Origin of the sequence: Streptomyces sp. NPDC007164 (genome assembly GCF_040634135.1) — a bacterium.
Taxonomy (GTDB): Bacteria; Actinomycetota; Actinomycetes; order Streptomycetales; family Streptomycetaceae; genus Streptomyces; species Streptomyces sanglieri.
In genome coordinates, this window is sequence record NZ_JBEYFB010000005.1 from 120,775 (window position 1) to 143,654 (window position 22,880).

Consider the following 22,880-nt stretch of genomic DNA (forward strand, 5'->3'; position numbering starts at 1 on the left):
CCCCTTCTGAAGGTGGCGAGTTGTCATGAAAGAGATCTCTCCTCCTCGGCCGCAGGCCGGCCTGCCGCGCCGTCGGCTGTGCCTGGCCGCGGACGTGGAGCAGTACAGCCGTCTCGACACCCGTACCCAGTCGGCCGTCCAGTCCGAGCTGGTCCGGATGCTGGACGAGGCGGCGGCACTGACCGGGCTGGACCGGGCGGCCTGGACGCGTCAGCCGCAGGGCGACCTGGAGTTCGCCGTCCTCCCCGAGGCCACGCCCGAGGATGCCGTGCTGGGCCCCTTCGTCCACCATCTCGCGGTCCGCCTCGGGGACCGCAACGCCCGTCCGGCCGCCCAGCGGGTCAGGCTGCGGATGGCCGTGGACACCGGCGTGGTCGCGGACGCCGCCCTCGGCCACGCCGGCCCGGCCCCGGTCGCCGTGGCGCGGTACGTCAACGCGCCCCAGCTCAGAGCCGTACTCGCCACCCTCACCGCGGCGGATCTCGCCGTCATGGTGTCGGACCGGCTGTACCAGGACGTCGTGCGTTCCGGGCGCCGGGACCTCGACCCCTCGCAGTACGTGCGGGCCCATGTGCGGGTCAAGGAGTTCGGCGGCTACGGATGGATCCGCGTGCCGGGCCATGCGCCGGACGACGTGCGGTCGGCCGTGGCGGAGACTCCGGAGCCCTCGCCGGACGCCGAGGCCCCGAGCTGGACGCCGCCGTCCCAGTACGTCCACCAGGGGGCTGCCGTCGGCCGGGATGTCGTCGGCGGTCTCACCATCGGCCTGCCTGTGCCCCCTCCGCCGGCCGGCTCCGGGCCCGCCCGGTGACGGCCTCCCACAAGGCCCCGTTCCGGCGTGAGCAGGCCGACGGCCAGTGGGCGGACTACGGGGTCAACGTCGGCCACGCCGTATATGGCGGTATTCACTTCCACCCGCCGGCCTCGCCCGCCGCGCGGCTCCGGCGCGGGAGCGGGACGGCGCACCCGGCCGGCACGACGTGGCACGTTGCCGTGCGGTCGGCCCTGGCGGCGCTCGCACACACCTGCGGCCGGGCTGCCGCCGCCCTGACGTACCTCCGGCCCGACGAGGCCGGAAAGGAGGAGCGATGACAACGACCGGACCAGGGGGCGTCTTCGCCCGGATCGACCGGAGCGTTCTCGGACCGCCGGACGGCACCCGGCCGTCCCTCACGGTGCACGTCGGCTCCCGCACGGTCCTGCTGTCCCCGGAGGAGAGCAGGAAGGCGCTCTACGGGGCGCGGCGGGATGCGACGCTGCGCGCCGCGGTCTGGCGGCAGGCCGTCACCGAGGCCCGACAGGAGCCGCCGGACGGTGACGGCGCCGGACGGCTGCTCGTCGTCTGGCTGGTCCTTCCCGGGCTGTACCGGAATCTGCACCGGATCCTGCGCCTCTGGCGGCGGATCGACCGGGCCGACCTGGAGGCGGAGGCCGTCCTGGCCGTGCTCGCCGCTCTCGATGCGGCGGACCCGGAGGGACCGGACACGGGAGGCTGCCTGATCAAGGAGGCGGTGAACCGGATGTGGGCCTACGCGAAGCGCGTCACACGGGAGATTCCCGTCGTCGATGTCGGTGCCTTCGCCGAGGCCCGCAACGCCACCGTCGCGCCGGAGGAAGGGACCCGCCCGCCCGAGGGATGGGAAGTGCACATCACGCCCCCGCCCCGCCGCGAGGGTGTGTGCGCAACGCTCCGCTTCGCCGAGCCGCGCCGTCGTCGAGACGGGGGTCGGACGGGTACCGGCCTGACCGACCTGGTGCTCCGGGCCCGCCGCCACGAGGAGGCCGACCTCATCGGCACGCTGGTCCTGCGGCCCGCGGGAGCCCGGCGGTGAGCGGGCGGTCCGGCCCGCCGCTCGGCTTCGCGGAGGCCCTCGACCTGCCCCTGAGCGTCGACCTGCGCACAGCCGCCCGCGCTTTCGGGATCTGCCCCGGGACGGCGTACAAGCTGATCCGCCTCGGCGCCTTCCCCTGCCCCGTGCTGCGGGTCGGTGGACGCTACCGCATCCCCACCGCCTACCTGCTGCGCACCCTCGGCATCGAGGAACGGCCGGTGTACGCCGTCCCCCTGGAGGACGACCACGCGCCCGCGGACCAACCCCACGAAACCCACCCCCGCGCATCGGAGGAGCCCTCATGAACACGTCACAGACACTCCGGCAGGAATCCGGCCGGCCCCAGAGGTGCTTCGTCGTCGGCCCCATCGGTGATCCGCACGCCGCCCACGGCAGCCCCGAGCGCGAGGTGTACGAACACAACCTCGGCATCTTCGAGCAGGTGATCGCCCCCGCCTGCGAGAAGTACGGCATCAGCGCCGTGCGCGCGGACGGCATCGCGCACGCCGGTGACAGCAACGAGCAGATCTGCCGGCACGTCGTCGAGTCCGACCTGGTTGTCGCGGACGTCAGCGGCGGCAACCCCAACGTGATGTACGAGCTGGGGCTGCGGCACATCACCGGCAAGCCGACGATCCACATCGGAGAAACCGGTCAGCTGCCCTTCGACATCGCGTCGATCAGGACGATCCGATACCAACGGACGCGCAGCCATCTGGCCGGAGCGCGCAAGGAGATCGAGAGCGCCTTGGAGGCCGGCCTCCGGGACGGCTTCGAACTCCTCACGCCGGCACGGGTGCTGCGCGGACTCCAGACCGGTGACGGGCCGGCCGCCGCCTCGGAGGCCGGCGACGGCGGGAAGGAGGAGGACGAGGATTCGCCCGGTCTGCTCGACGACTTCGCGGTGATCGAGGACGGGCTGGACGAGATGGCCAACGACATGGAGGCGATCACGAAGACGATCGAGACGATTGCAGCGCTGACCGAGCAGTCCGGCACCGAGATGCTCGACCTGACCCAGGCGAACGCGCCCATGAGCGCACGGCTCGCCGGCGTCGCCCGGTACGCGGAGAAGATTGGCGTACCCGCGGGCGAACTGCACACCGTAGCCGCCGCGTTCGCCGACCGGATGGCGACTCTGGACAGCGGGGTACGGGCCGCGCTGGGGCTCATCGAGATGACGCCGCCCGACGAGCGCGGTGAGGAAGCGGAGGAGTTCCTGGGGCAGTTGATGTCCCTGGACGATGCCGCGCAGGACGGTCTGGCGCAGATCGGCTCCTTCGGTACCTCGGTGGGCGCCATGGTCCGAGTGAGCCGGCACCTCCGCAAGCCGGTGAAGGAGATCTCCGCCGGGGTGAAGCTGATGACCTCCGCCATCACGAGGATGGGGGAGTGGGCGGCCAAGGCCCGTGAGTTGGCGGGCAGCGCCGCCGTCTGACACCGCCCTCGCGGGACCCGGTCCTCCTCGGAGGTCCGGGTCCTGTGTCGTCACGCCCGCTGCTCGCACACTCACGGGCGGCAGTCGCCCGACTGGACTGCGGGTCACTCGCCTGCGGCTCTTGAGAACACAAGCTCTTGAGGACACAAGCCCCTGTCACGGCAGGAGGGCGTCCTGGCGGGCCCGCACGGACAGTGGGGCGAGAAGAACGCGGGCCGTCACAGCGGCCCGCTGCTCCGCACCCCTGCGGCGTATGCTTGCGCCGGTCAGGGGAGGAGGCGTCATGGGGCGGATGCCGTCGGCGCAGCGGCGCAGGCAACTGGTCGAGGCTGCGATCCGGGTGATGGCCCGCGACGGCGTCGCGAAGACCACAACGCGGTCCGTCGTGGCGGAGGCGGGTGTCTCGCTGAGCGTCTTCCACTACTGCTTCGCATCCAAGCAGGAGCTGCTCGAAGCGGTGATGGACACCATCTCCGAGCACTCCGAGTCGGACGTCCTGACCACGCTCGTCCGCAGGCCCACCCTGCGCGAGACGGTCCGCGCCGGGATCCAGGCGTACTGGGATCATGTGCTGGCCAATCCCGGCGAGCACATGCTGACGTACGAACTGACCCAGTACGCCCTGCGGGAACCCGGCTACGAGCATCTCGCCCGGCGCCAGTACGAGCGCTATCTCGCGGCACACACCAAAGTCATCCGCCAACTCCCCGCGGTCCTCGGCGTGGAGCTGACGATGCCCGAACCCGCGGCCGCCAGGTATCTGGCCGCGCTGACCGACGGACTCACCCTCAACTTCCTCGTGCTGGGCGACGAGGAGAAGGCGGGCGACGTGCTGGACATCGTCGCGGACCAGATCCTGACGTTGGTGCGGGAGTAGCTCAGCGGCTGTACACCGCTGCCTCGTTGACCGAGTAGCCGTACTTGGTGGCCCGCGTCACGCCGTGGACACGGACGTACCGCGCCTGCACCGGGCTGAACACCGCGTTGTCCAGGCCGCCGTCCCCGTTGTCCGTGGACCACACCGTCCGCCACGCGGTCCCGTCGTCCGAGACCTCGATCCGGTACGCACGCGCGTAGGCCTGTTCCCAGTCCAGGGACACCTTGCCGACCGTACGGGAGCCGCCCAGATCGAGTCGCAGCCACTGGTCGTCCGACCAGCCGCTCGCCCATCTCGTGCCGGTGTCGCCGTCCACGGCCTTCCCTGCGGCGTAGCTGGTGAACGGGTTCCACTCCGTGTCACTGGCGCTCGCCGCGGCGCCGGCGGCGAGGTTGGGCTCGGGCTTGTGGAGTTCGGTCGCCTGCCAGGTGCGGAGGTAGGACTCCGCGCCGCCCAGCAGGTCCTGCACGGTGTCCGTGCCGCCGCTGAGCCGGATCTGCTCGATCCAGTCGGGCACCATGCCGACATGGGCCGCACCGTCGGTGTTGAAGTCCCAGGTGCGTCGGCCGGTCTGCTGACGGTCGACGACGGAGCCGCCGTCGGCGCTGCGGAAGGGGTACTTGACCGCGTTGGGGGCGTCGGGTCCGACCGGTCCCGGCCAGCCGCCGACGCCGTTCATGTCGGTGCCGTAGCCGAGTCCTACGCCGTACTTCTGGCGCAGTGTCCTGGTCCCGGCGGACTCCTTGGCGAAGCTGTCCGCGCTCGACATGTACGACGCCTTGAAGCCGCCGAGGCGGTGGACGCGCTCCAGCCAGCCGTCGTCCATCCAGCTGTGGCTGGAGAGCACGCCGGGGTAGTCCGCCGACTCCAGCAGGTCCAGGGCACGGCCGGCCGCCTTGACGCTCATGTGGTCGGCCTCGAACATCATGTTGCGCTTCATCAGCCCCTTGACCGCGTGCTCGCCGAGGCGGGTCAGCCCACGGGTGTTGCACTGCGCGGCGCTGTCGTATGCGGGCACCTTGATCCCGGCGGGCAGCAGTTTGGTCACCTCGGCCGGGGCGGCCACGTTGCCCGAGGGGTTGTCGTGCTGCGGACCGGTGCACTTCTCCGTGGTCCAGAAGGTGCCGGTGGAGAGGAACTGACCGATGTTCACGGCCGTTCCGATGGTGCCGGAGTCCATCCGCACCCCGCACAGGGCGTTGTCGAACTTGTGGCACAGGAACATGCTGCGCACACCCAGCTTGTGGAGCTCGTCCAGACCGCTGTCGATGTCGGCCTGGCTGCACTGGGGGACGTCGAGGATCTGCTTGCAGCCGAAGGGCTCCGAGGTCTCGACGCCGAGCACCACGGCGAGCTTGCCCTCCGCGACGACCTGGCGGGCCTGGGTGGAGTCGGTGACGATACGGAAGAAGCCCTTGCCCGTTCCGCCGTAGATCTTGTCGATGTAGTCCTGCATCTCGTAGGTCTTGCGGGCTTCGAGACGAATGGCGTCCATCTCGTCGCAGCCGCGGTCCCTGACGTAGATCGAGCACAACAGACCGTTGGTCACCAGGTCGTTGACCAGGATCCGCTGGCCGCCGCGCCAGGCGCGCTCCAGCCACGCGTAGTAGTTCTGCTGGTGGCTCAGGGAGTTGTGGGCGGGCCAGGACTTGAACGTCGGCCAGCCCACCGGGTCGTGATGGCCGTTCGAACCGCCGGTCACGTTCTCGAAGAGGGCGAGCGAGCCGTCGGGATAGTGCTCGGGGCAGTCCGTGAGCGCGTCGGCGATGCCCGCTTCGGAGAACGGCTTGCCGCAGATGATGCGGCCGCCGAAGCCCTCGTTGGACATCACGTGATTGTGTGCGTCGACGAAGCCACGGACCCGGCCCCGGCTGTCCGTGCCGTGGAAGGGCTCGCCGGTGACATCGATCCGGGAATCGGCGGCGGGCCGTGCCGTGGGTTCCCACCAGGGGGTGTCGGCGCCGACGGCCGGCGGGTTGCCCACACCGAGAGCCAGCAGGAGGGTGACGACAACGGCAAACAGTCCACGTCTGCGGAGCAGAGTCATCCGGGCTACCTTCGCTGTCCGGGATGGGCGCGCCAACTTACTCGCGCGTAGGTCCCGTCGAGGATGGCGCGAACCTGACAACCAGTCAAGAGTCCGGGACGGACGACCTATTTGACATACCGTCAGTGATTCAGGCCGGGAAAGCTTCCCCCTCGGGCGGCCTGCCACCGGGGCGCCGCCCACATTTTGCCCGACCGTCACCTCGGCCCACTTTCCTTGAGCCCGGGCCCTCTTGAATACTCCGTCTGCCCCTCTTCGTGGACGGACATCGTCGAAGCAACAGGGAGGACCCCACAGCCATGACCGAAATCAATCGGCGTCGCTTCCTTCAGATCGCCGGAGCCACCGCAGGGTTCGCCGCCCTGTCCGGCTCCATCGACCGCGCCGCGGCCATCCCCGCGGCGCGCCGCAGCGGAACCGTCCAGGACATCGAACACATCGTCGTCCTCATGCAGGAGAACCGCTCCTTCGACCACTACTTCGGGTCGATGAAGGGCGTCAGGGGCTTCGGGGACCCCCGCCCGGTGACACTGCCCAGCGGCAAACCGGTATGGCACCAGACGAGCGGCGGCAAGGAGACCCTGCCCTACCACCCCGACGCCGACGACCTGGGCATGCAGTTCATCGCGGGCCTCGACCACGACTGGGGCGGCGGCCACAGCGCGTTCAACAACGGCAAGTACGACAACTGGATCCCCGCCAAAGGCACCGGCACCATGGCGTACCTGACACGGGAGGACATCCCGTTCCACTACGCACTCGCCGACAAGTTCACCATCTGCGACGACTACCACTGCTCGTTCATCGGCGCGACCGACCCGAACCGCTACTACATGCTCTCCGGGCACGTGGGCAACGACGGCACCGGCGGCGGCCCCGTCCTCGGCAACCAGGAAGCGGGCTACGGCTGGACGACGTACGCGGAACGCCTTGAGAAGGCGGGCATCTCCTGGAAGGTGTACCAGGACATCGGCGACGGCCTCGACGCGGCCGGCGGCTGGGGCTGGATCGACGACGCGTACCGCGGCAACTACGGCGACAACTCCCTGCTGTACTTCAACAACTACCGCAACGCCAAGCCCGGCGACTCCCTGTACGAAAAGGCCCGCACCGGCACGAACGCAAAGGCGGGAGACGGATACTTCGACATCCTCGAAGCCGACGTCAAGGCCGCCAGGCTGCCGCAGATCTCCTGGATCGCCGCCCCCGAAGCGTTCTCCGAGCACCCCAACTGGCCCGCAAATTACGGTGCTTGGTACATCTCGCACGTCCTTGACGCGCTCACCTCGAACCCCGATGTGTGGAGCAGGACCGCCCTGTTCATCACCTACGACGAGAACGACGGCTACTTCGACCACGCCGTGCCGCCGTATCCTCCGGCTTCCGCCGCCCAGGGACTGTCCACCGTCGACACCACACTCGACCACTACAAGGGCGGCGTCGGATACGCCGCAGGTCCCTATGGCCTCGGACAGCGCGTCCCGATGATCGTTGTCTCACCGTGGTCCACCGGCGGATATGTCTGCTCCGAGACCTTCGACCACACCTCGATCCTGCGCTTCATGGAGAACCGGTTCGGAGTGAAGGAAACCAACATCTCACCATGGCGGCGTGCCATCTGCGGTGACCTCACATCCGCCTTCGACTTCTCCCTCAAGGTCACAGACCCGGCCGGCCTGCCGGACACCGCGGGCTACACCCCGCCCGACCGCGACCGCCACGACAGCTACGTACCGAGGCCACCCGCCCAGGGCGCCCTGCCCCGGCAGGAGGCAGGGGCGCGGCCGAGCCGCCCGCTCTCCTACGCTCCCTACGTCGACGGAGCCGCAGACCTCGCCACCGGCAAGTACAAGCTGACGTTCAGCGCGGGGGACCGGGCGGGTGCCGCCTTCCAGGTGCGCTCGCAGAAGCGCGCCGACGGCCCGTGGACGTACACGACGGCAGCCGGGAAGCCCGTGTCCGACAGCTGGAACTCGGTGTACTCCGGCGGCAGCCACGACCTCACGGTCCACGGCCCGAACGGTTTCCTGCGCACCTTCAAGGGCAACAACAAAGCCGCCGAACCGGAGGTGACGGTACGTCACGACGCTGGCAACCTGAAGCTCACCATGACCAACCCGTCGGCCACCGACGCGCACCTCACCGTGACCAACGCGTACGGCGGGGAGCGCCAGACCTTCACGGTCCGCGCCGGCGCCACCGTCGTGCAGGGCGTCGATCTGCGCGCCACCAAACGCTGGTACGACCTGACGGTCGTGGTCGAGGGCAACGCAGGGTATCTGCGGCGCATGGCCGGGCACGTCGAGAACGGTCAAGCCGGCGTGAGCGACCCGGGCATCGCAACCGTGTGAGCCCCGCACTCGGCCGGGATGCCGTGGAACGCCAGGAACTCGTGTTCGGCGCCCGCGACCTTCTTGACAGCTTTGCGTAAATTTTGCCCCGTTCTGTCAGGCTGGTGATGCTCTGCGATGTCTTCGTGGCCGAGGCCGGGCCGGCGTCGGGTTGGTGGGGCTCTGTCCTGCGGGGCCCTGCGGGGTCCTGCGGGGTCCTGCGGGGCGCGGGGGCGGTCATGAGCCCCCAGTTCGTCACCCGCTTTGCTCTGCCGTACTGCCCTGCGGCTAGTTTGTGTGCAGGACAGGTACGCAGGCCCGTGGCGGCAGAGGTACACGGGGGACGGGAGGTCGGGAAGAGTGTCGCTGCGCGGAGGTGATCCAGCCGAGATCGGCGGCTATCCGCTTGAGGCGCGGCTCGGCTCGGGTGGCATGGGCACGGTCTTCCTGGCCCGTACCAGCTCGGGGCGGCCCATCGCGATCAAGCTGATCCACCAGCAGTTCGCTGGGGACGACGAGTTCCGCATCCGTTTCCGGCAGGAGGTGGCGGCGGCGAGGCGGGTGAGCGGCGCATTCACCGCCGCCGTGGTCGACGCTGCCCCCGATGCCGAGCATCCGTGGATGGCGACGACCTATATCGAGGGGCACACGCTCGCCCAGCGCATCGCGGCGGAAGGCCCGCTCAGCGGAGCAGAGCTGAGAAGGCTCGCCATCGGGCTGGCGGAGGCGCTGCGCGACATCCACCGCGTGGGGGTCGTCCACCGTGACCTGAAGCCCTCGAACGTCGTGCTCTCGCCCGAGGGCCCGCGCGTCATCGACTTCGGTATCTCGCGCGCCGTGGACCAGCAGACGCTGACGATGACAGGACGGGTCATCGGTACGCCGCCGTTCATGTCGCCGGAGCAGTTGCAGGCGCCGCGTGGTGTGGGGCCGCGGTCCGATGTCTTCTCGCTGGGGACGTTGCTGGTGTACGCGGCGACGGGGCACGGGCCCTTCGACGCGGACAGCCCGTACATCACGGCGTATCAGGTGGTGCACGACGAGCCGTCACTGGGTGCGGTGCCGGCGGCCCTGCGCGTGGTCGTCGAGCCGTGCCTGGCCAAGGAGCCCGAGGGGCGTCCCTCGGCGGACGAACTCCTCGTGCTCTTGCGGGACCTGCCGGCCGATCTCGGCGGGGCCGACGCGAACGGGGCCGGCGTGGGTCGCACCCGCGACATGATCACCCAGCATCACCTCGCGACGCCGGCCACTCCGGCGCCGAATTCCCCGGCCACCGCCACGGCCGGTCCCGGTGCAGTGGGCGCCGGGACCTCGGTCGGCGGTCGTCTGCGTCGCCGATGGCGTCCCGTGCTCGCCGCCGCGGTCGCGGTGGCAGCGATCGGCGGGGGAGTCGCCGCGCTGGCGGCGGGCGGCTTCGGGGGGAATCGCGGCGACAAGGGCAACAGCGTCGCGGAGCCGGTTCCCGCGCTTCCGGACGGCTTCGGGCCATGGCGCAAGTCCGTGCTGGGCGGTAGCGAGGACACCCCCGACGAGCTGCGTTGCGTCGCGCGGGGCGACGCGCTGTTCTGCGGGGGCGGCGGTGTCGTCGCGACCCGGATCAGAGCCTCGGACGGCTCCCGGGTATGGACGGCGAAGAGCCCGGGCGTACCTGTCCAGGGCATGCACCTGGTGGGCGCGACCGATGACACGGTGCTCGGTTACCGCTTCGCCGCCCAGGATGCCCCGCAGGGCCCTCCCAGTGAGGTGGTGGCCATCGACGCGAACAATGGGCGGGAGCTGTGGTCCGTGCCGTCCGGCGCCCAGTCGCAGGCCGTCACGGGCCGGACTCAGGACGCCATGGTGGTCGGCTCCGCCGTTGTGACGGTCGACGCCTACAACTCCCGCTTCGAGGCCCGGGACGCGCACAGCGGCAAGGTCGCCTGGAAGACGCCGTTCCCCGCGGCCACGCAGTGCGCGCCCGTCCTGGCGGGCGCGCAGCTCCTCGCGATGTGCGCGACGAATGAGGAGGTGGACGCCTCAGCGGTGTGGCACTCCACCCTGTACCCGGTCGACCGCGCCTCGGGGACACTGGGCAGGCCCATCGCGGTCGACGGCCCCGCCGTGCCGATGGGCGTCGCCGACGGCAGGCTCGTACTCCTTCAGGAGCACATGGAGGGGCCGGCGCTGGCCGGCTACGACGGGGTGGCGCGGGTCGACCCGGTCTCGCGGAAGGTCACGTACTCCCGGCTGACCGAGACGTACTCGGGGACGCCCGGCATGGTGGACGGCACCCTCTACTTGAGCGGGCGGACGGGTCTCGTCACGGCGCTCGACCCCGCGACCGGCCGGAAGAAGTGGTCCCGGCAGATGGGCGTGGAGGGCGCTTCGGGGCCCGTGGCGGGAGTCGACGCGCTGTATTTCAGCTCGGCCACCGGCCGGGTGGTCGCACTGTCGCCGCACGACGGCAAAGCCCTGTGGACAACAGATCCGCAGGCCGACGGTCTGACCGGCGAGGAGGGCGCAAGCCCGCGCGTGACCGTCGTGGGGCGCGCGCTGATCGTGGCTGCGGCCAAGAACACACTCTTCGCCTTCGACGCTCGGAACCCGCCGAAGGCGGGCTGACCCTGTCGGTAGGTTCGGATATTCGGGCGTGCGGAACAGGGCGGCCAAGCCCATGTCTTCAGCTCGACCGGGGCACGGTGCCCCGGGAACCAAAGGGGGGTCGGGGCCCGCCGCCCCTGAGGCTACTGGGTAGCGTCCTTCTGGTGAATCTCAACCTTTTCAACGATGTGCCCGATGGTCTGACCCAACGGGCCCGCTCGTTCGTCCGAGCGCACGGTGTCAAGGTCGATGTCATGCACGTCGAGGAGCACAGACAGTGGTGGCTCGACCGAGACATCCCAGCGGCGGTCATCGACCGGATGGTGACCTATAGAGAGCGCTGGGGCGGTCTGGTTCTACCACCCGCATCGCAGTACGACGGTGGCCCGAGGTATCTCGAAGCGGACTCTCCCGAAGGCTCTGCATCCGAGGGATGGTCGTTCGAAGCAGGGGTGCAGCGGACCGCGGTCCCCTACTCGTTCATGATCGGGCCGTCCGGCGAGTTCGGTATTCACGGAGGTCAGTGGGTGCCCCTCCATGCCACCGTCGAGGGCTGGGTCGAGTCGCTCGCGCTGACCCACCACGCGTCCATGTGGGCGAGGCAGATCGTCAAGGTCACCGGCGACGATGTCGACGGCATCGTGCTGGACGGGTTCGAGCCAGTACGCGAAGTGATGGGCCTGGCCGATACCTGGTGGCGAGGAGCCGACTCTCTGGTGGCGGTCTATACAGGTATGGCCGAGGCGCTCTCCTTTCCGCGGGGGCGCACTGCATTGATCTATGCCGGCTTGGATGAGTGGGGTCTGCGCGGAGGCGTCGAGGACAGCGCTGACTGAGATCAGAAGTGATCGAGAGTCTCGTCGGCGTCTGATCGGCGTCTGATCGGCGGGCCACCTCGGCTGCCCATCGGCTGGCTGCTGCGGGGCTGATGCCGAGGAGCCGTTCGAGGACGCCCGCCGGCATCGTGGTGCAGATGTCGAGCAGGGCCGCGCAGCGAGCGGCCTCGGAGGGGAGCCCGATCTTCCGAAGTCGGGAGAGGAACTGCTTGCTGGTCAGGTGCTTTCCCGGCTGCTGGGTCGGGAAGAGCCAGGGTGCGTTGGACGCGTTTGCCATCACGGTGTGCTGGTGATCGTTGGCGATGCCGACGAGTCGTAGGACCGGGGCGTCCAGGGGCGGCGGCAGCCTCAACGGGATCTCGCGGAGCTGAAGGGCGACGCCCTTGCCGTCGTGGATGACGTGTGCGGTGGTCGGACGGCAGGTTCGGGCGGGGGTCTGGCCATAGAGCAGGACCATCAGTCCGGCGACGCGGTCCTTGGTCTCGATCGAGTCGTCGTTCAGGAGCCGACGGGCGATGCTCCAGCGTGCGTCGGCGTCCAGCGGGCGGTGGAAGACGCGCCGGGGACGGGCGGGGATGCTGATGTTGAAGGCGAACTTGCTGCGGACTGCCCAGGTGACGAACGGGCGTGCGCTGTAGGGGCCCTGGTGGTCTTCGGAGGTGAGCCAGAGGTCGATCTGTGCTTGCCGGCAGGTGGCCGGCGTCTCGCCCTGGTCCTTGATCCAGCTGAGCAAGGCGATGGCCTTGGCGATCTGGTCTGGATGATGTCGGCCGCCTGGGCGGATAGCGGCTTGCCGCGGCATCGTCGTCCGAGTCGTGCGATGCGGTCCCAGCGGGCGAACGCGGTGATCAGCTTGCGGTCCTCGGCGTCGTTGATGGCGGCGAGCTTCCGTTCGATCCAACGTTCCAGCCGGGCCATGTACTCGTCGCGGACGGGCAGGACGCCGGCGGAGACGAGGACGGCGCGGAAGTAGGACAGACGGCCATGTCCGTCTGTCCGGCCATGCGGGCATCGAGAGCTTCGTGGGTGAGCTCGCAGGTCCCGGAGGCGAGGTCGGTGACCAGGCGGGTGGCGGTCGCCGACTCCCGCAGATGGAGCAGCGTCCGGCGGGAGTTCAAGTTCAGCAGCGCGTCCACGACCTTGTCGGGTTCGGGCCGCCTGGTGCCGTCCGGTGAGGTCAGCAGGTTCCGCGGGTGGCGTTCGCCGGCGCATCGGCGGCAGAGGCCGAAGTGGAAGAGCTTCTCGACGGTGCCGCACTGCTGACAGGGCTTGCGGGCCTCGGGGGGCGTCCTCCCAGCAGTTCTCGCAGAACGGTCCTCGCGGTGTTCGGGCGACCACGCGCAAGGTGCGTCCGCAGTCGGTGCAGGGCTCCAGTTTCCTCAGGCAGGCCCGGCAGCGTGGGGTGCCGGCAGCGCTGTGGAAGCAGGGGCGGATCTTGCCGCAGGTGCCGCACTGCATCCTGGGTGGCTTGCGGCATGACGTGCAGAGCGGCCCGTTCTCGGTGCGTGCGGCAACAGCACGGTGACGGCCGCAGCCGACGCGTTCCTCCTGTCAGGTGGCGTCCTTGTTGCGGCAGTCGCTGCAGAAGGGGGCGCCGTCGGGTGTGCGTCCGGCGACGGGACGCGAGCGGCCGCAGTGCGTGCAGGGCTTGGCGGTCGAGCGGTTGCAGCAGGTGCCGCAGCCCCGGAGCCGCTTGATGGAGTGGCTCAGCCGGACGGCGCGGTCGCAGTGCGGGCACTTCGGCGTCGGAACACTGTCGGCGCCGGCCTGGTGCAGTCGCTCGGCCAGCAGGAGGGTCCGGGGCCCGTGGTGGTCAAGCCTGCCCGGCCAGCAAGGCCGGCTGGCTCTGAACGTCCCGGAGCAGGCGCCGGGTGATGGAGGTGCTGCCTTTGGTGACCTCGGCGATCACTTCCCGGAGCACGGACTCACCGAGCCCGAGGGCAAGACCGCTGAGGTAGTTCAGGAGGTCAGCGGCCGGGTCCTCGGTGCACTCGGCCCGGTAGCAGGACCGGCAGACTTCACGACCGGAGCGGTCCAGCCCGTAGCGCGGGATCTTGCTGTTGCCGCAGACGCTGCAGGCCCAGCGGGTGTCCGGGCGTTTCCCGCCGCATGAGGCACAGGTCCGCGGGCCAGAGCCATTGGTGTTCGTCAGCGGCCCCAGCCTGCCGCAACGCGAGCAGGGCGGCCGGCCGACGTTGACGGCACCAGCCTGCGCGAGAAGGCGGATCAAGCGTTCGACCGAAGCCGGGCCTTCGGCCCGGCCGAGGTCAGCAGCCCCGGATCACCCTCCGGCGTCCGTGCCAAGAGGACAGCACGCGGCTTGGCGTGTACGGCCTGAGATATCGCGTGCTGGACCGTCTGCGGTGGCAAGTCGGGCCGACCGCGGCGACGAGGCCGACGATCACCGCGTTCGGGTCCGTCTCGGCTCTCGGGGTGGTGGTCACGACGGCCGAACGATCCGGGCTCGCTTGGGCCGGAAGTCGCCGACGCCGGTGGTCCCGGTGCCGTCTGCGGCCTTGTTCGCCCGGGGCCGGCCTGCGGCGACCGGATCGATCACGTCGTCCATCGAGCAGCCGAGGGTGTCGAGCAGGGCCATCAGCACCTTGAGGTTGAGCCGTTCCGGCGTCTCGACCACCAGGCGGTAGATCTGGCCGGCCGACAGATCGATGCCCCGCTCGGTAGAGGGCGAACCGGTCCTCTGTCTCGCGGACCCGCAGCCGGCCGCCGCGTTCGGTCAGCCAGAGGGCCGGGTGGCTGGGAAGCCGTAGCGGGGACGGAGGTTGACGACGTAGTCCTCCAGGGCCTCGACCGCCCACGGCTTGATGCCGGCGACGTTCCGCCGCCGGGGTCCCGAGCCCTTGGCCCCCTCGGTCTTACGGACGTGCACCATGCCGTAGCGGCCGAACTGCGGGGCCTTCGCGCTGCGGTAGAGGTCTACGACATCCAGGCCGGATGCCTCCGAGGCTCTCAGCCCCCACCCGTAGATCGTCTTGAACAGGGTGGAGTCCCGGTAGTCGGTCAAGGCCCCCTTGCGGCCCCGCTTGATGGCCTTCTCGACCCGCTCGTCGATGTGGTCGAAGAAGAGCTGGCACTCTTCCCGCGTCATCGGCCGACGGTCTTCCTCGCCCTCATAGTCCACGAGGTGTTCACGCCGGTTGCCGTCGTGGAGGATCGGCGTCGGGTGCGTACCGAACCTCTCCAGACAGACCTCCACCCACCCGTAGACCGGGTTGAGCAGGTAGTCCATGAACACGCCCACTGCCCCCTGGTAGGTGCGGAGCGCCGTCTTGGCACGGTCGTGGCGCATCACCAGGTCGGCCATCCACTCGTCGATGTCCGCGGCCGTCCACTTCCCCGGGTACTCGTTCGTGAAGTCCCTGAACTGCTCAACGATCTCGCGACGGTCGCTGACCGTCTTCTTCTGAAGGCCACGGCCACCTATCTGTTGGCGTGCCCATCCCGCCAGCATCGCCTCCAAGACCGCGTCCTCGGGGTGTAGCAGATGCGCCCCGAGACCAGCTCCGGCCGAGCCGAGCCAGCGACCTCTCGCGTACCTTCGAACACTCCCCACCCCTCTCGCTAGAGGGCAGAATCACGCATCTGATGCAATTCCCCGGGGTTCGGCGGAACCGGCCGCCGGCCGCCTACCGTGCTGTGCGAACCCTTCAGAGGCTCACCCGGTCGTCTGCGCAGCGGGGTCGCGTCATGTGCGAGTGCGCCGCTCCAGGGGCCGGATCTCGCGGGCGAGCGCTTGGACGGAGCGGTGGGCGCCGGCTCCCACGACGTCGCAGCCGCCGTCCGGGCCGGAGGCCGGGCGATCGGCAGCCACGCTTCGGTGACGGCGACGAAGTCGATGACAGGTCGCATGATGGGCGCGTCCGGAGCGGTTGGCGCCTTGGCCGCCCTGTTCGCGCTCAGGGACGGCACGGTGCCGGCCACGCGCAACCTCGATGAACTCGACCCGCGCGTGGAACCGGACGTGGTCCGCAGTGATGTGGGGTCTCGCGGTTCGTGTCCTATTGAGCGGCTGTGAGCTGCGGCTGGTCCTGGTGTCTCACGCCGTTTCCACGCCATCCGGTCTCACGGTTGCGTCCGAATCCGCGGGTCGGCCACGAGGAGCGGGCGGCCTGGCCCGCAGGAGGCCATCCACCGGACATGGCTCCTCTTCCTGGGAGCTGACATCCGCGCCTGAGTCAAGCCGATGGAACGAGAACTCGACCCGTTCACCGGGACCGAAACAGCCGGAGAGACCTCGACTCCCTCGCCCGCTCCTGCCGAAGGCTCACCGTCGCAGCACACCAGTAGGACCCTGTCGGATCGCTCCGGCTCTTGAGCGCTGGTTGGTGGTGGGCGGTGATGGGGCCGCCCCGTGCGGCCGTAGTCGCACGGGGCGGCCCGGGCGTTTCAGTGGAGCGGTGTCTCAGCGGAATGCCGCGATGTTGCGGTCGACCCAGTCATTGAAGGGGCGTGGGGCGCGGCCGAGGACTCGTTCCACGTCGGGGCTGATCCGCAGTTCGGCCGGGTTCGGGGCAGCGATGATGTCCAGGGTGTCGTCGGCGAGTTCCGCCGGTACGAACCGGGTCATCGTGGCCTTGGCCTCGTCGCGGGTGAGTTCGTGGAACCGTACCGGCGAGTGGAGTGCCGTTGCGATGGCCACTGCCTGCTGACGGGGCGTGATCACCTCCGGCCCGGTCAGCTCGAAGATTCCGCCGGTGTGCCGGTCGTCCAGCAGGCAGGCCGCCGCGACCTCCGCGATGTCGACCGGGTCGATGACCGGTACCCCTGTGTCGCCGAAGGGCGCGGCGACCGTCCCGTGCGTGCGGACGGACTCCGCCCAGGCCAAGGCGTTGGAGGCGAAGCCGCCCGGTCGCAGGACGGCCCAGTCCAGGCCGGACTCTCTCAACGCGTCCTCCAACGCGCGCATCGCGACCCGCGACGGGCCGAGTGGCCTGGTCGCCACACCCTGCGAGGACAGCAGGACGACCCGGCGGACCCCACTGGCCGCGGCCAGGCCGATGATGTCGGCCGGCCTCGCTTGAGGGGCGTGCAGGTCGCCGGAGAGCAGGAGGAACAACGCCTTCGCCCCGTCCAACGCGGGTGCGAGGCTCAGCGGTTCGGCCAGATCGGCCGCCACGTGGCGGACGCCGTCCGGCACCTCCACCGCGTGCCGCGACACCGCTGTCACTTGCTCGCCCGCCTCGGCCAGGGCCCGCGTCAGTGGCCGGCCAATATTTCCGGTAGCCCCGGTCACCACGATCATGTTCAGCTCCTAGTCCGTTGTGCGCTGTGGCAATTGACGCTAGGAGTAGGGCTTACTTTTCGTAAGAACATACCCAGAGGTAAGCTCCGGACATGAGGGAAGGCGCGCAGCTCACGCAAGCCGGAACGAGCAGTCGGTATGACGTGTTTCACACCGACTGCCCCGCACGCGACGTGGTCGATCACGTGACCAGCAGGTGGGGCATTTGGGTGCTGATCTCGTTGCGGAAAAACGACCTTCGGTTCTACGAGTTGCGCGACAGCATCCAGGGCATCAGCGAGAAGATGCTCGCTCAGACTTTGCGCGCGCTGGTCCAGGACGGGCTGGTCCGGCGTGAGGTCGCGCCGACGACGCCACCCCAAGTCACCTACGGGCTGACCGAGTTCGGTCAGGACGTCGGCGAGCCGCTGACGGACCTGTTCAACCGGATCACACGGCGGCTGGCAACCGACGAGGCGTCCGCCACGGAGCGGCTGAGCGCAACAGGCCGCCCGGACAGTCTCAGTTCCGTGGCTGATCGGCCACGGAATGGCCACCGGCCGTGAGATTCGGCCAGCCGATCCGAGATCCCACATTCGTTTGCAGGATCTCGCCGCCGATGACATCTCGCTCTTCCGTGACCTGCTGGTTCTCTGTCGTCTCACCGCGATGTCACCCAAGATCGGTCTCAGATCGCGCACCGATGAGTTTCCCGCGCCGCGCCGGTCTGTACGCGTGAGACCGACTCACGGAAGGCTGGCGCCATGCGGAAACTGATCTACGGCATGAACCTGACCCTGGACGGCTACATCGCCGCGCCCGGCGACGACATCGGCTGGAGCGTGCCGAGCGACGACCTGTTCCAGTTCTGGTCCGACCAGTTGCAGGCGACCGACCTCTCGCTGTACGGGGGCAAGCTGTGGCGGACGATGAGCTCCTACTGGCCGACCGCCGAACGGCAGCCCAACGCCACCTCGGCGGAGATCGAGTTCGCGCGCCGCTGGCGGGACATGCCGAAGGTGGTGTTCTCCTCGACGATCGACGAGGTCGACTGGAACACCCGCCTGGTCACCGGCGACGCGGTCGCCGAGATCACCCGGCTCAAGGCCGAGGACGGCGGCCCGATGGACATCGGCGGCGCGACGCTCGCCGGGGCGGCCATGCGGGCCGGGCTGATTGACGAGTACGTGCTGGCCACCGCGCCGGTCCTGGTGGGCGGTGGCACGCCGTTCTTCACCGTGCTGGACAGCTGGGTGAACCTGAACCTGGTGGAGACGCGGATGTTTCCCTGCGGCGTGATCCTGACCAGGTACGAGACGAGGCGCTGAGCGTCCGTCACGCGACTCGACCGCCTGCCGGGTCCACGCGAACGTGAACGCCGCCGCCGGGGGGTGGGCAGCCGGCAGTGCCGCTTCACATCGACCCCTGCCGGACCCTGCTCAGTGGTCAAGAGCAATCCGGCATGCGCTTGCGAACCTGCCGCTCCACCACGGAAACTGTCCATCGCGTACCCCCGCCCCACGGGCAACGCCCCGTACAGCCAAGGGCGTCAGCCAGGCACTGACGGGCGGAGCAGGCCGGAACCTCGCCACCCGAAAGGGTGAGAACCCCGACCAGCGATGTCCTGGCGCAGGACGTCTGGCGGGTGGCAGGTTGCTGAACTGGTGGGCTGCCATCTGGTTTGAGAAAGCCGGCCTCCGGCCTTCTCAAACCAGATGGCTTCCGCGGAAGGCACGTCGGCGATGGGGGTACGCCTCGCCCCTGAATGGCTGGAACGGTTCACCGAGGCAGCGTCGGTGACCAGAGCCCGACTGCTGTCCCATCCCGAAGGTGCTGCTCGTAAGTGACGACCTTGCCGTGGACGACGTCGAGGCTCGCGTTCAGGTCGTCAATCTTGGCCCGCACGTTCCGTTCGTGCTCGCGCAGCAGAGCGAGGCGATCCGTCTCGTTACCCGGCCCCGACCGGACAAGTTCGGCGAACTTCTTGATCGTGGCGATTGGCATACCTGAGTCGCGGAGGCGACCGCACAACACGAGCCAGTCCACATCGGCCTGTTCATAGATCCGCTGCCCGCCGCCGGAACGCGGGATCGCGCGCAGGAACAGGCCCTCGCGTTCGAAGAACCGCAGCGCATGCACACTCAACCCGGTCGTCTCGGCGACCCTGCCAATGGACAGGCCGCCCGCCTCCTTGCTCACAGCCGCAACTTACCTTGACCTAGCGTGCGGTCTAGGTTTTAGCGTCACAGGCGTGATCACGAAGCAGATGAAGATCGGCACCGGATTCGGTGCCCACAGCACGGCCGACGATGCCCTCGCAGGCACCGATCTGACCGGCACTACCGCCCTTGTCACCGGCGGCTACTCCGGCCTCGGCCTGGTGACCACCCGCGCTCTCGCCCGCGCGGGAGCGCACGTCGTCGTCCCCGCTCGCCGGCCCGCTACCGCCGAACAAGCCCTGCACGACATCCCGAGGACGGAGGTGTACGCACTCGATCTGGCAGAACTGGAGAGCGTCCGAGCCTTCTCCGAACGTTTCCTGGAAACGGGCCGTCCCCTCGACATCCTCATCAATGGCGCCGGCCTGATGGCTTGCCCAGAATTGCGTGTCGGCGCCGGCTGGGAGGCACACTTCGCGATTAACCACCTCGGCCATTTCGCCCTCACCCACCATCTCCGTCCGGCTTTCGCCCCCGCCGGGGCCCGGGTGGTGTCCGTGGCCTCGTCCGGTCATTTCCTGTCCGACATCCGCTGGGACGACATCCACTTCCACACCGGCTACGACCGCTGGCTGGCCTATGCCCAGTCCAAGACCGCCAATGCGCTTTTCGCCCTTCACCTCGACACCCTCGGCGCGGACAGCGGCCTGCACGCCTTCGCGGTGCACCCCGGCAGCATCCTCACGCCGTTGCAGCGTCACATCCCCCGCGAGGAGTGGCTTGTGCAGGGCTGGGTGACCCCCGACGGCAAGCCGGCCGACGGCTTCAAATCCCCGGAGCAAGGCGCGGCAACAGCCGTGTGGGCGGCAACGTCACCACTGCTCGACAGTCACGGAGGGGCCTACTGCCAAGACTGTGACATCGCTGCACCGGCGGCCACCGACGACATGCTCATCGGCGGAGTCAAACCCTGGGCGACCGACCCCGAGGCGGCATCCCGGCTCTGGGAACTCTCCAGCAGGCTGACCGGGATGAATGCGTTCCGATGAAAATCCGCCACTGTGAATGAGAAGGACTGAGAATCTGCCCACTGGAAGACGGCAGGGCACCAGGTGTCCTGCCGAAGTGCATGTGTCAGGTAGCGGGCCGTTGACCTGCTGGGATGCCAGGTCGTTTGAGAAGACGGAGGCCCAGGGTTCTCAAACGACCTGGCGTTCGCGGAAGCCGCGATCTCGGTCGAGGCCGAACCTCCGGTAGAGGGCCGGGTCGCTGCCGCGACGGGTGACATCGGAGCCGGTGTAGCCGACGACGTACCGGCAGAAGAGCGAGTTGATCGACGCGAACGTCCTCTCCGCGATCGCCTTGTCCGTCGAGAGTCCTGGGCCGGGCGAGCTGCAGCGAGATTCCCAGCAGCGAGCAGGCGGAGGAGAAGGGGCCGGAGACGAACACCTTGTCGTGGTCGATCACGATGGTGTCCGGGACGATGACCGGCTTGGCCGCTGCTTTCTCCAACTGCGCATCCACCGCCGTGAGCCGCTGGTGCGGGAGGATCGAGTCCGACATCGCCAGGGTCTGGCCCCAGCCCGGCCGCATCGGCGCGGGAACCAGCATCCTCGCCAGCAGCACCGCGGCGTCGACGCCTATCGTGCCCGCGGGCCTGAGCAGGGCCGTGCAGATCGTGCGCGTCGTGACATCGACCGCGATCGTCAGTTCCGGGCGGGCCACGACTCTGTCGTCCAGCACCGCCATCACGTCCAGCCGCGTGGAGTCGATCTGCACGATCTTTCCGGGGCGGGCAGCCATGGACGGGGTGAACGGCCCCACGGGCCGAAGAGCCCGCTGACGGCGGACCGTGGCCGGCCCGAAGGACTCATTGTTTTTGGCGAGGCTGTTCACCAGCCGGCAGAAGGTAGCCCGCGTCGGCAGGAGTATCACCGCTTCCTCGCCGCGCTTCGCGGCGAGAATCTGTTCGGCGTGCAGCATGAGCCGCTTGCGGTCGCCTGTCGAAGGGTCCGTCTGCCCGGCCTGTGCCTCGGTGGCCGCCTTGACGACGCGCTCGTCCGTCCTTCCAGCGCCGGGGACCGGGGCCGGTGGTTTGCGGGACCGGCCGTCCACCAGTCCCCACATCCCTTCGGCCTCGTATCGGGACATCGACGACCAGGCCCGAACCGTCCTCCAGCCGTGCGAAGTAGTCCGGCGTGTGCGCGATCCGGCGTTACTTCCCCGGCCATGTCACCCGGAACGGCTGCGAGGCGCTCGTGAAGTGCCGCTGCCCGCGGTACGACGTGAACCGTCGCACCGGGAGCACCGACTCGAACCGAACCCGGGACACAGCCTCCAGCACGGACTTCCGCAGCCCGCCATCCTCGCCGTCAGCCCACTCGATATCGACCAGACTCAGATCCGTCGCCACCCCCGGCTCCGCGTACCTGCCGAGACGACCGTGACAGGTAGCGCGAGAACAGGACCAGGAAAATGAGATCAATTCCGATGTACGGGGCAAACATCATTGCTCGGCGCGCAACGCTATGAGAATCCGACAGGACAGTGTGCGTCGCAGCGGCATGGCCAACTGGCCAAACAGTGGCTATCTGCTCTGAGATTTGGCCATGAGATCTGAGACCCTACAGGTGAACGGCGCACCGGTCAGTGGTCTGCCGCGCTGGCCAACTCGTTGGGGTTCGGCGGACACAACGTCGGTCTCGTCTTCACCAAGTGGCCGCGAGGCCTTGACCACCGCCCGGGCGACGTGGGCCATCAGGCCCGGTGGCCGCCCGATGCCGGGGCAGACGCCCTGCCCGGCCCGCGCGAGTGTCGGATGGGTCACCGCCGGGAATCCGGTGTCTCGCGGTGCGGTCCGATTTCCGGGGTGGGGGAGCCGCCGAGCAAGTGGCTTCGGTGATGGGTGAGGGTTCGGTCGAGCTGTTTTGCCAGTTGGGGGACGGTTGCCGGGGGGAGGTACACCTCGGCGCCCGCGTCGAGCAGGCGACGGACCGGGCCCTGGTAGCTGACTCCGAGTTCGTCGTCCTCGATTTCGGCGACGACGACCCGGGCCTCGGGGAACGCCGACCGCAGGCTGCCGATCAGCTGCGGGCTGACCGGCGGCACCAGCAGGACATCGGCCGATACGGGAGCCGCGTGCATGTCGAGCACGATGTAGTCCGCGCCGAGTTGGTCGGAGAGTGAGGTGCGGGCCGAATCCGACAGTTTCATCGCGGTCACGACGACCGTGACGCCTTTGTGCGTGTCCGACGGCTCCTCATCGGTCGTGCCCGGCGTGACCGGATCGATGACGGTGCCGATGACTACGGCGCCGGGGACGCCAGTACTGGGGACGCCAGTACCGGGGATGCCGGAGATCCTCGCTACTGGTTCCCCGTCCCGGGTGATCACCAGGTCCTCGCCGGGGGCGAGGGCGTCGATGCGTGCCATGACGTCCTCGGGCAATCGCTTCGCGTCGATCCCACGCGCGGCGCGTCCGTCAGTCATGGGGTGCGGAACGGGAGCGGGGCGAAGCCCGGTGTGCGGCCGGGGCACAACTG

Annotated in this window: 21 protein-coding genes; 13 read left to right on the forward strand and 8 right to left on the reverse strand. The window is 69.2% G+C overall.

All coding sequences use genetic code 11. The annotated features are described in order from the left end of the window. The first annotated feature begins 25 nt into the window (after window positions 1-25). From ABZ622_RS10775 to ABZ622_RS10800, 6 genes are all read left to right on the forward strand, one after another. Entirely contained in the window at window positions 26-811 is a 786-nt protein-coding gene (locus tag ABZ622_RS10775) for a hypothetical protein (protein ID WP_360542016.1), read from the forward strand. Beyond that, window positions 808-1,092: a hypothetical protein gene (locus ABZ622_RS10780; protein ID WP_360542017.1), complete on the forward strand. Its 285-nt coding sequence runs from the start codon at window positions 808-810 to the stop codon at window positions 1,090-1,092. The genes ABZ622_RS10775 and ABZ622_RS10780 overlap by 4 nt, the downstream gene beginning before the upstream one ends. Continuing rightward, window positions 1,089-1,832, forward strand: a complete 744-nt coding sequence (locus ABZ622_RS10785; protein WP_360542018.1) for a hypothetical protein — start codon at window positions 1,089-1,091, stop codon at window positions 1,830-1,832. The genes ABZ622_RS10780 and ABZ622_RS10785 overlap by 4 nt, the downstream gene beginning before the upstream one ends. Further along, window positions 1,829-2,137: a helix-turn-helix domain-containing protein gene (locus tag ABZ622_RS10790; RefSeq protein WP_360542019.1), complete on the forward strand. Its 309-nt coding sequence runs from the start codon at window positions 1,829-1,831 to the stop codon at window positions 2,135-2,137. Before ABZ622_RS10785 ends, ABZ622_RS10790 begins: the two co-directional genes overlap by 4 nt. Then, window positions 2,134-3,270: a hypothetical protein gene (locus ABZ622_RS10795; protein ID WP_360542020.1), complete on the forward strand. Its 1,137-nt coding sequence runs from the start codon at window positions 2,134-2,136 to the stop codon at window positions 3,268-3,270. Before ABZ622_RS10790 ends, ABZ622_RS10795 begins: the two co-directional genes overlap by 4 nt. 283 nt (window positions 3,271-3,553) lie before the next feature. Continuing rightward, window positions 3,554-4,147, forward strand: coding sequence for a TetR family transcriptional regulator (locus ABZ622_RS10800; RefSeq protein WP_360542021.1), 594 nt, complete (start codon window positions 3,554-3,556; stop codon window positions 4,145-4,147). A gap of 1 nt (window position 4,148) precedes the next feature. On the opposite strand, the gene ABZ622_RS10805 is transcribed toward ABZ622_RS10800, so the two are convergent. Continuing rightward, complete coding sequence (locus ABZ622_RS10805; protein ID WP_360542022.1) at window positions 4,149-6,194, reverse strand: discoidin domain-containing protein; 2,046 nt, start codon at window positions 6,192-6,194, stop codon at window positions 4,149-4,151. A gap of 299 nt (window positions 6,195-6,493) precedes the next feature. Here ABZ622_RS10805 and ABZ622_RS10810 point away from each other — a divergent pair, with 299 nt between their 5' ends. The 3 genes from ABZ622_RS10810 to ABZ622_RS10820 all read left to right on the forward strand — a co-directional run bounded on the left by ABZ622_RS10810 (window position 6,494) and on the right by ABZ622_RS10820 (window position 11,940). After that, on the forward strand, window positions 6,494-8,545 hold the full coding sequence (locus ABZ622_RS10810) for a phosphocholine-specific phospholipase C (protein ID WP_360542023.1): 2,052 nt from the start codon (window positions 6,494-6,496) through the stop codon (window positions 8,543-8,545). Between the two features lie 339 nt (window positions 8,546-8,884). After that, entirely contained in the window at window positions 8,885-11,125 is a 2,241-nt protein-coding gene (locus tag ABZ622_RS10815; RefSeq protein ID WP_360542024.1) for a serine/threonine-protein kinase, read from the forward strand. Between the two features lie 143 nt (window positions 11,126-11,268). Next, window positions 11,269-11,940, forward strand: a complete 672-nt coding sequence (locus ABZ622_RS10820; RefSeq protein ID WP_360542025.1) for a hypothetical protein — start codon at window positions 11,269-11,271, stop codon at window positions 11,938-11,940. A 1,813-nt stretch (window positions 11,941-13,753) separates the two neighbouring features. Here the strand turns inward: ABZ622_RS10820 and ABZ622_RS10825 are convergent. From ABZ622_RS10825 to ABZ622_RS10835, 3 genes are all read right to left on the reverse strand, one after another. Continuing rightward, window positions 13,754-14,170, reverse strand: a complete 417-nt coding sequence (locus ABZ622_RS10825; protein WP_360542026.1) for a hypothetical protein — start codon at window positions 14,168-14,170, stop codon at window positions 13,754-13,756. 210 nt (window positions 14,171-14,380) lie between these two features. After that, window positions 14,381-14,608: a helix-turn-helix transcriptional regulator gene (locus ABZ622_RS10830; protein ID WP_360542140.1), complete on the reverse strand. Its 228-nt coding sequence runs from the start codon at window positions 14,606-14,608 to the stop codon at window positions 14,381-14,383. Window positions 14,609-14,674: 66 nt separating this feature from the next. Further along, window positions 14,675-15,418: a site-specific integrase gene (locus tag ABZ622_RS10835; RefSeq protein WP_360542027.1), complete on the reverse strand. Its 744-nt coding sequence runs from the start codon at window positions 15,416-15,418 to the stop codon at window positions 14,675-14,677. A 285-nt stretch (window positions 15,419-15,703) separates the two neighbouring features. Here ABZ622_RS10835 and ABZ622_RS10840 point away from each other — a divergent pair, with 285 nt between their 5' ends. Further along, window positions 15,704-15,973: a hypothetical protein gene (locus tag ABZ622_RS10840; RefSeq protein WP_360542028.1), complete on the forward strand. Its 270-nt coding sequence runs from the start codon at window positions 15,704-15,706 to the stop codon at window positions 15,971-15,973. A gap of 387 nt (window positions 15,974-16,360) precedes the next feature. Here ABZ622_RS10840 and ABZ622_RS10845 read toward each other — a convergent pair whose 3' ends face one another. Continuing rightward, window positions 16,361-17,200: an NAD(P)H-binding protein gene (locus tag ABZ622_RS10845; protein ID WP_360542029.1), complete on the reverse strand. Its 840-nt coding sequence runs from the start codon at window positions 17,198-17,200 to the stop codon at window positions 16,361-16,363. 92 nt (window positions 17,201-17,292) lie between these two features. Here ABZ622_RS10845 and ABZ622_RS10850 point away from each other — a divergent pair, with 92 nt between their 5' ends. Together ABZ622_RS10850 and ABZ622_RS10855 are read left to right on the forward strand one after the other, a co-directional pair. Then, window positions 17,293-17,745 carry a helix-turn-helix domain-containing protein gene (locus ABZ622_RS10850; protein ID WP_360542030.1) on the forward strand — a complete coding sequence of 151 codons (453 nt, stop codon included), beginning with the start codon at window positions 17,293-17,295 and terminating at the stop codon, window positions 17,743-17,745. 198 nt (window positions 17,746-17,943) lie between these two features. Then, entirely contained in the window at window positions 17,944-18,507 is a 564-nt protein-coding gene (locus ABZ622_RS10855) for a dihydrofolate reductase family protein (RefSeq protein ID WP_360542031.1), read from the forward strand. Window positions 18,508-18,958: 451 nt separating this feature from the next. Here the strand turns inward: ABZ622_RS10855 and ABZ622_RS10860 are convergent, their stop codons facing one another. Continuing rightward, window positions 18,959-19,378 (reverse strand): MerR family transcriptional regulator, encoded by a 420-nt coding sequence (locus ABZ622_RS10860; RefSeq protein ID WP_360542032.1) that lies wholly within the window; start codon window positions 19,376-19,378, stop codon window positions 18,959-18,961. A 52-nt stretch (window positions 19,379-19,430) separates the two neighbouring features. Here ABZ622_RS10860 and ABZ622_RS10865 point away from each other — a divergent pair, with 52 nt between their 5' ends. After that, entirely contained in the window at window positions 19,431-20,387 is a 957-nt protein-coding gene (locus tag ABZ622_RS10865) for an SDR family NAD(P)-dependent oxidoreductase (protein ID WP_360542033.1), read from the forward strand. A gap of 85 nt (window positions 20,388-20,472) precedes the next feature. Here the strand turns inward: ABZ622_RS10865 and ABZ622_RS10870 are convergent, their stop codons facing one another. Together ABZ622_RS10870 and ABZ622_RS10875 are read right to left on the reverse strand one after the other, a co-directional pair. Then, window positions 20,473-21,321 carry a hypothetical protein gene (locus ABZ622_RS10870; RefSeq protein ID WP_360542034.1) on the reverse strand — a complete coding sequence of 283 codons (849 nt, stop codon included), beginning with the start codon at window positions 21,319-21,321 and terminating at the stop codon, window positions 20,473-20,475. Between the two features lie 840 nt (window positions 21,322-22,161). After that, window positions 22,162-22,827: a hypothetical protein gene (locus ABZ622_RS10875; protein WP_360542035.1), complete on the reverse strand. Its 666-nt coding sequence runs from the start codon at window positions 22,825-22,827 to the stop codon at window positions 22,162-22,164. Window positions 22,828-22,880: the final 53 nt, after the last annotated feature.

What these genes read in the sequence shown, in the direction of transcription:
- ABZ622_RS10775 (WP_360542016.1), top strand. Translation starts at nt 26, where the DNA reads ATGAAAGAGATCTCTCCTCCTCGGCCGCAGGCCGGCCTGCCGCGCCGT.
- ABZ622_RS10785 (WP_360542018.1), top strand. Translation starts at nt 1,089, where the DNA reads ATGACAACGACCGGACCAGGGGGCGTCTTCGCCCGGATCGACCGGAGC.
- ABZ622_RS10795 (WP_360542020.1), top strand. Translation starts at nt 2,134, where the DNA reads ATGAACACGTCACAGACACTCCGGCAGGAATCCGGCCGGCCCCAGAGG.
- ABZ622_RS10800 (WP_360542021.1), top strand. Translation starts at nt 3,554, where the DNA reads ATGGGGCGGATGCCGTCGGCGCAGCGGCGCAGGCAACTGGTCGAGGCT.
- ABZ622_RS10805 (WP_360542022.1), bottom strand. Translation starts at nt 6,194, where the DNA reads ATGACTCTGCTCCGCAGACGTGGACTGTTTGCCGTTGTCGTCACCCTC.
- ABZ622_RS10810 (WP_360542023.1), top strand. Translation starts at nt 6,494, where the DNA reads ATGACCGAAATCAATCGGCGTCGCTTCCTTCAGATCGCCGGAGCCACC.
- ABZ622_RS10845 (WP_360542029.1), bottom strand. Translation starts at nt 17,200, where the DNA reads ATGATCGTGGTGACCGGGGCTACCGGAAATATTGGCCGGCCACTGACG.
- ABZ622_RS10850 (WP_360542030.1), top strand. Translation starts at nt 17,293, where the DNA reads ATGAGGGAAGGCGCGCAGCTCACGCAAGCCGGAACGAGCAGTCGGTAT.
- ABZ622_RS10855 (WP_360542031.1), top strand. Translation starts at nt 17,944, where the DNA reads ATGCGGAAACTGATCTACGGCATGAACCTGACCCTGGACGGCTACATC.
- ABZ622_RS10870 (WP_360542034.1), bottom strand. Translation starts at nt 21,321, where the DNA reads ATGCTGCACGCCGAACAGATTCTCGCCGCGAAGCGCGGCGAGGAAGCG.
- ABZ622_RS10875 (WP_360542035.1), bottom strand. Translation starts at nt 22,827, where the DNA reads ATGACTGACGGACGCGCCGCGCGTGGGATCGACGCGAAGCGATTGCCC.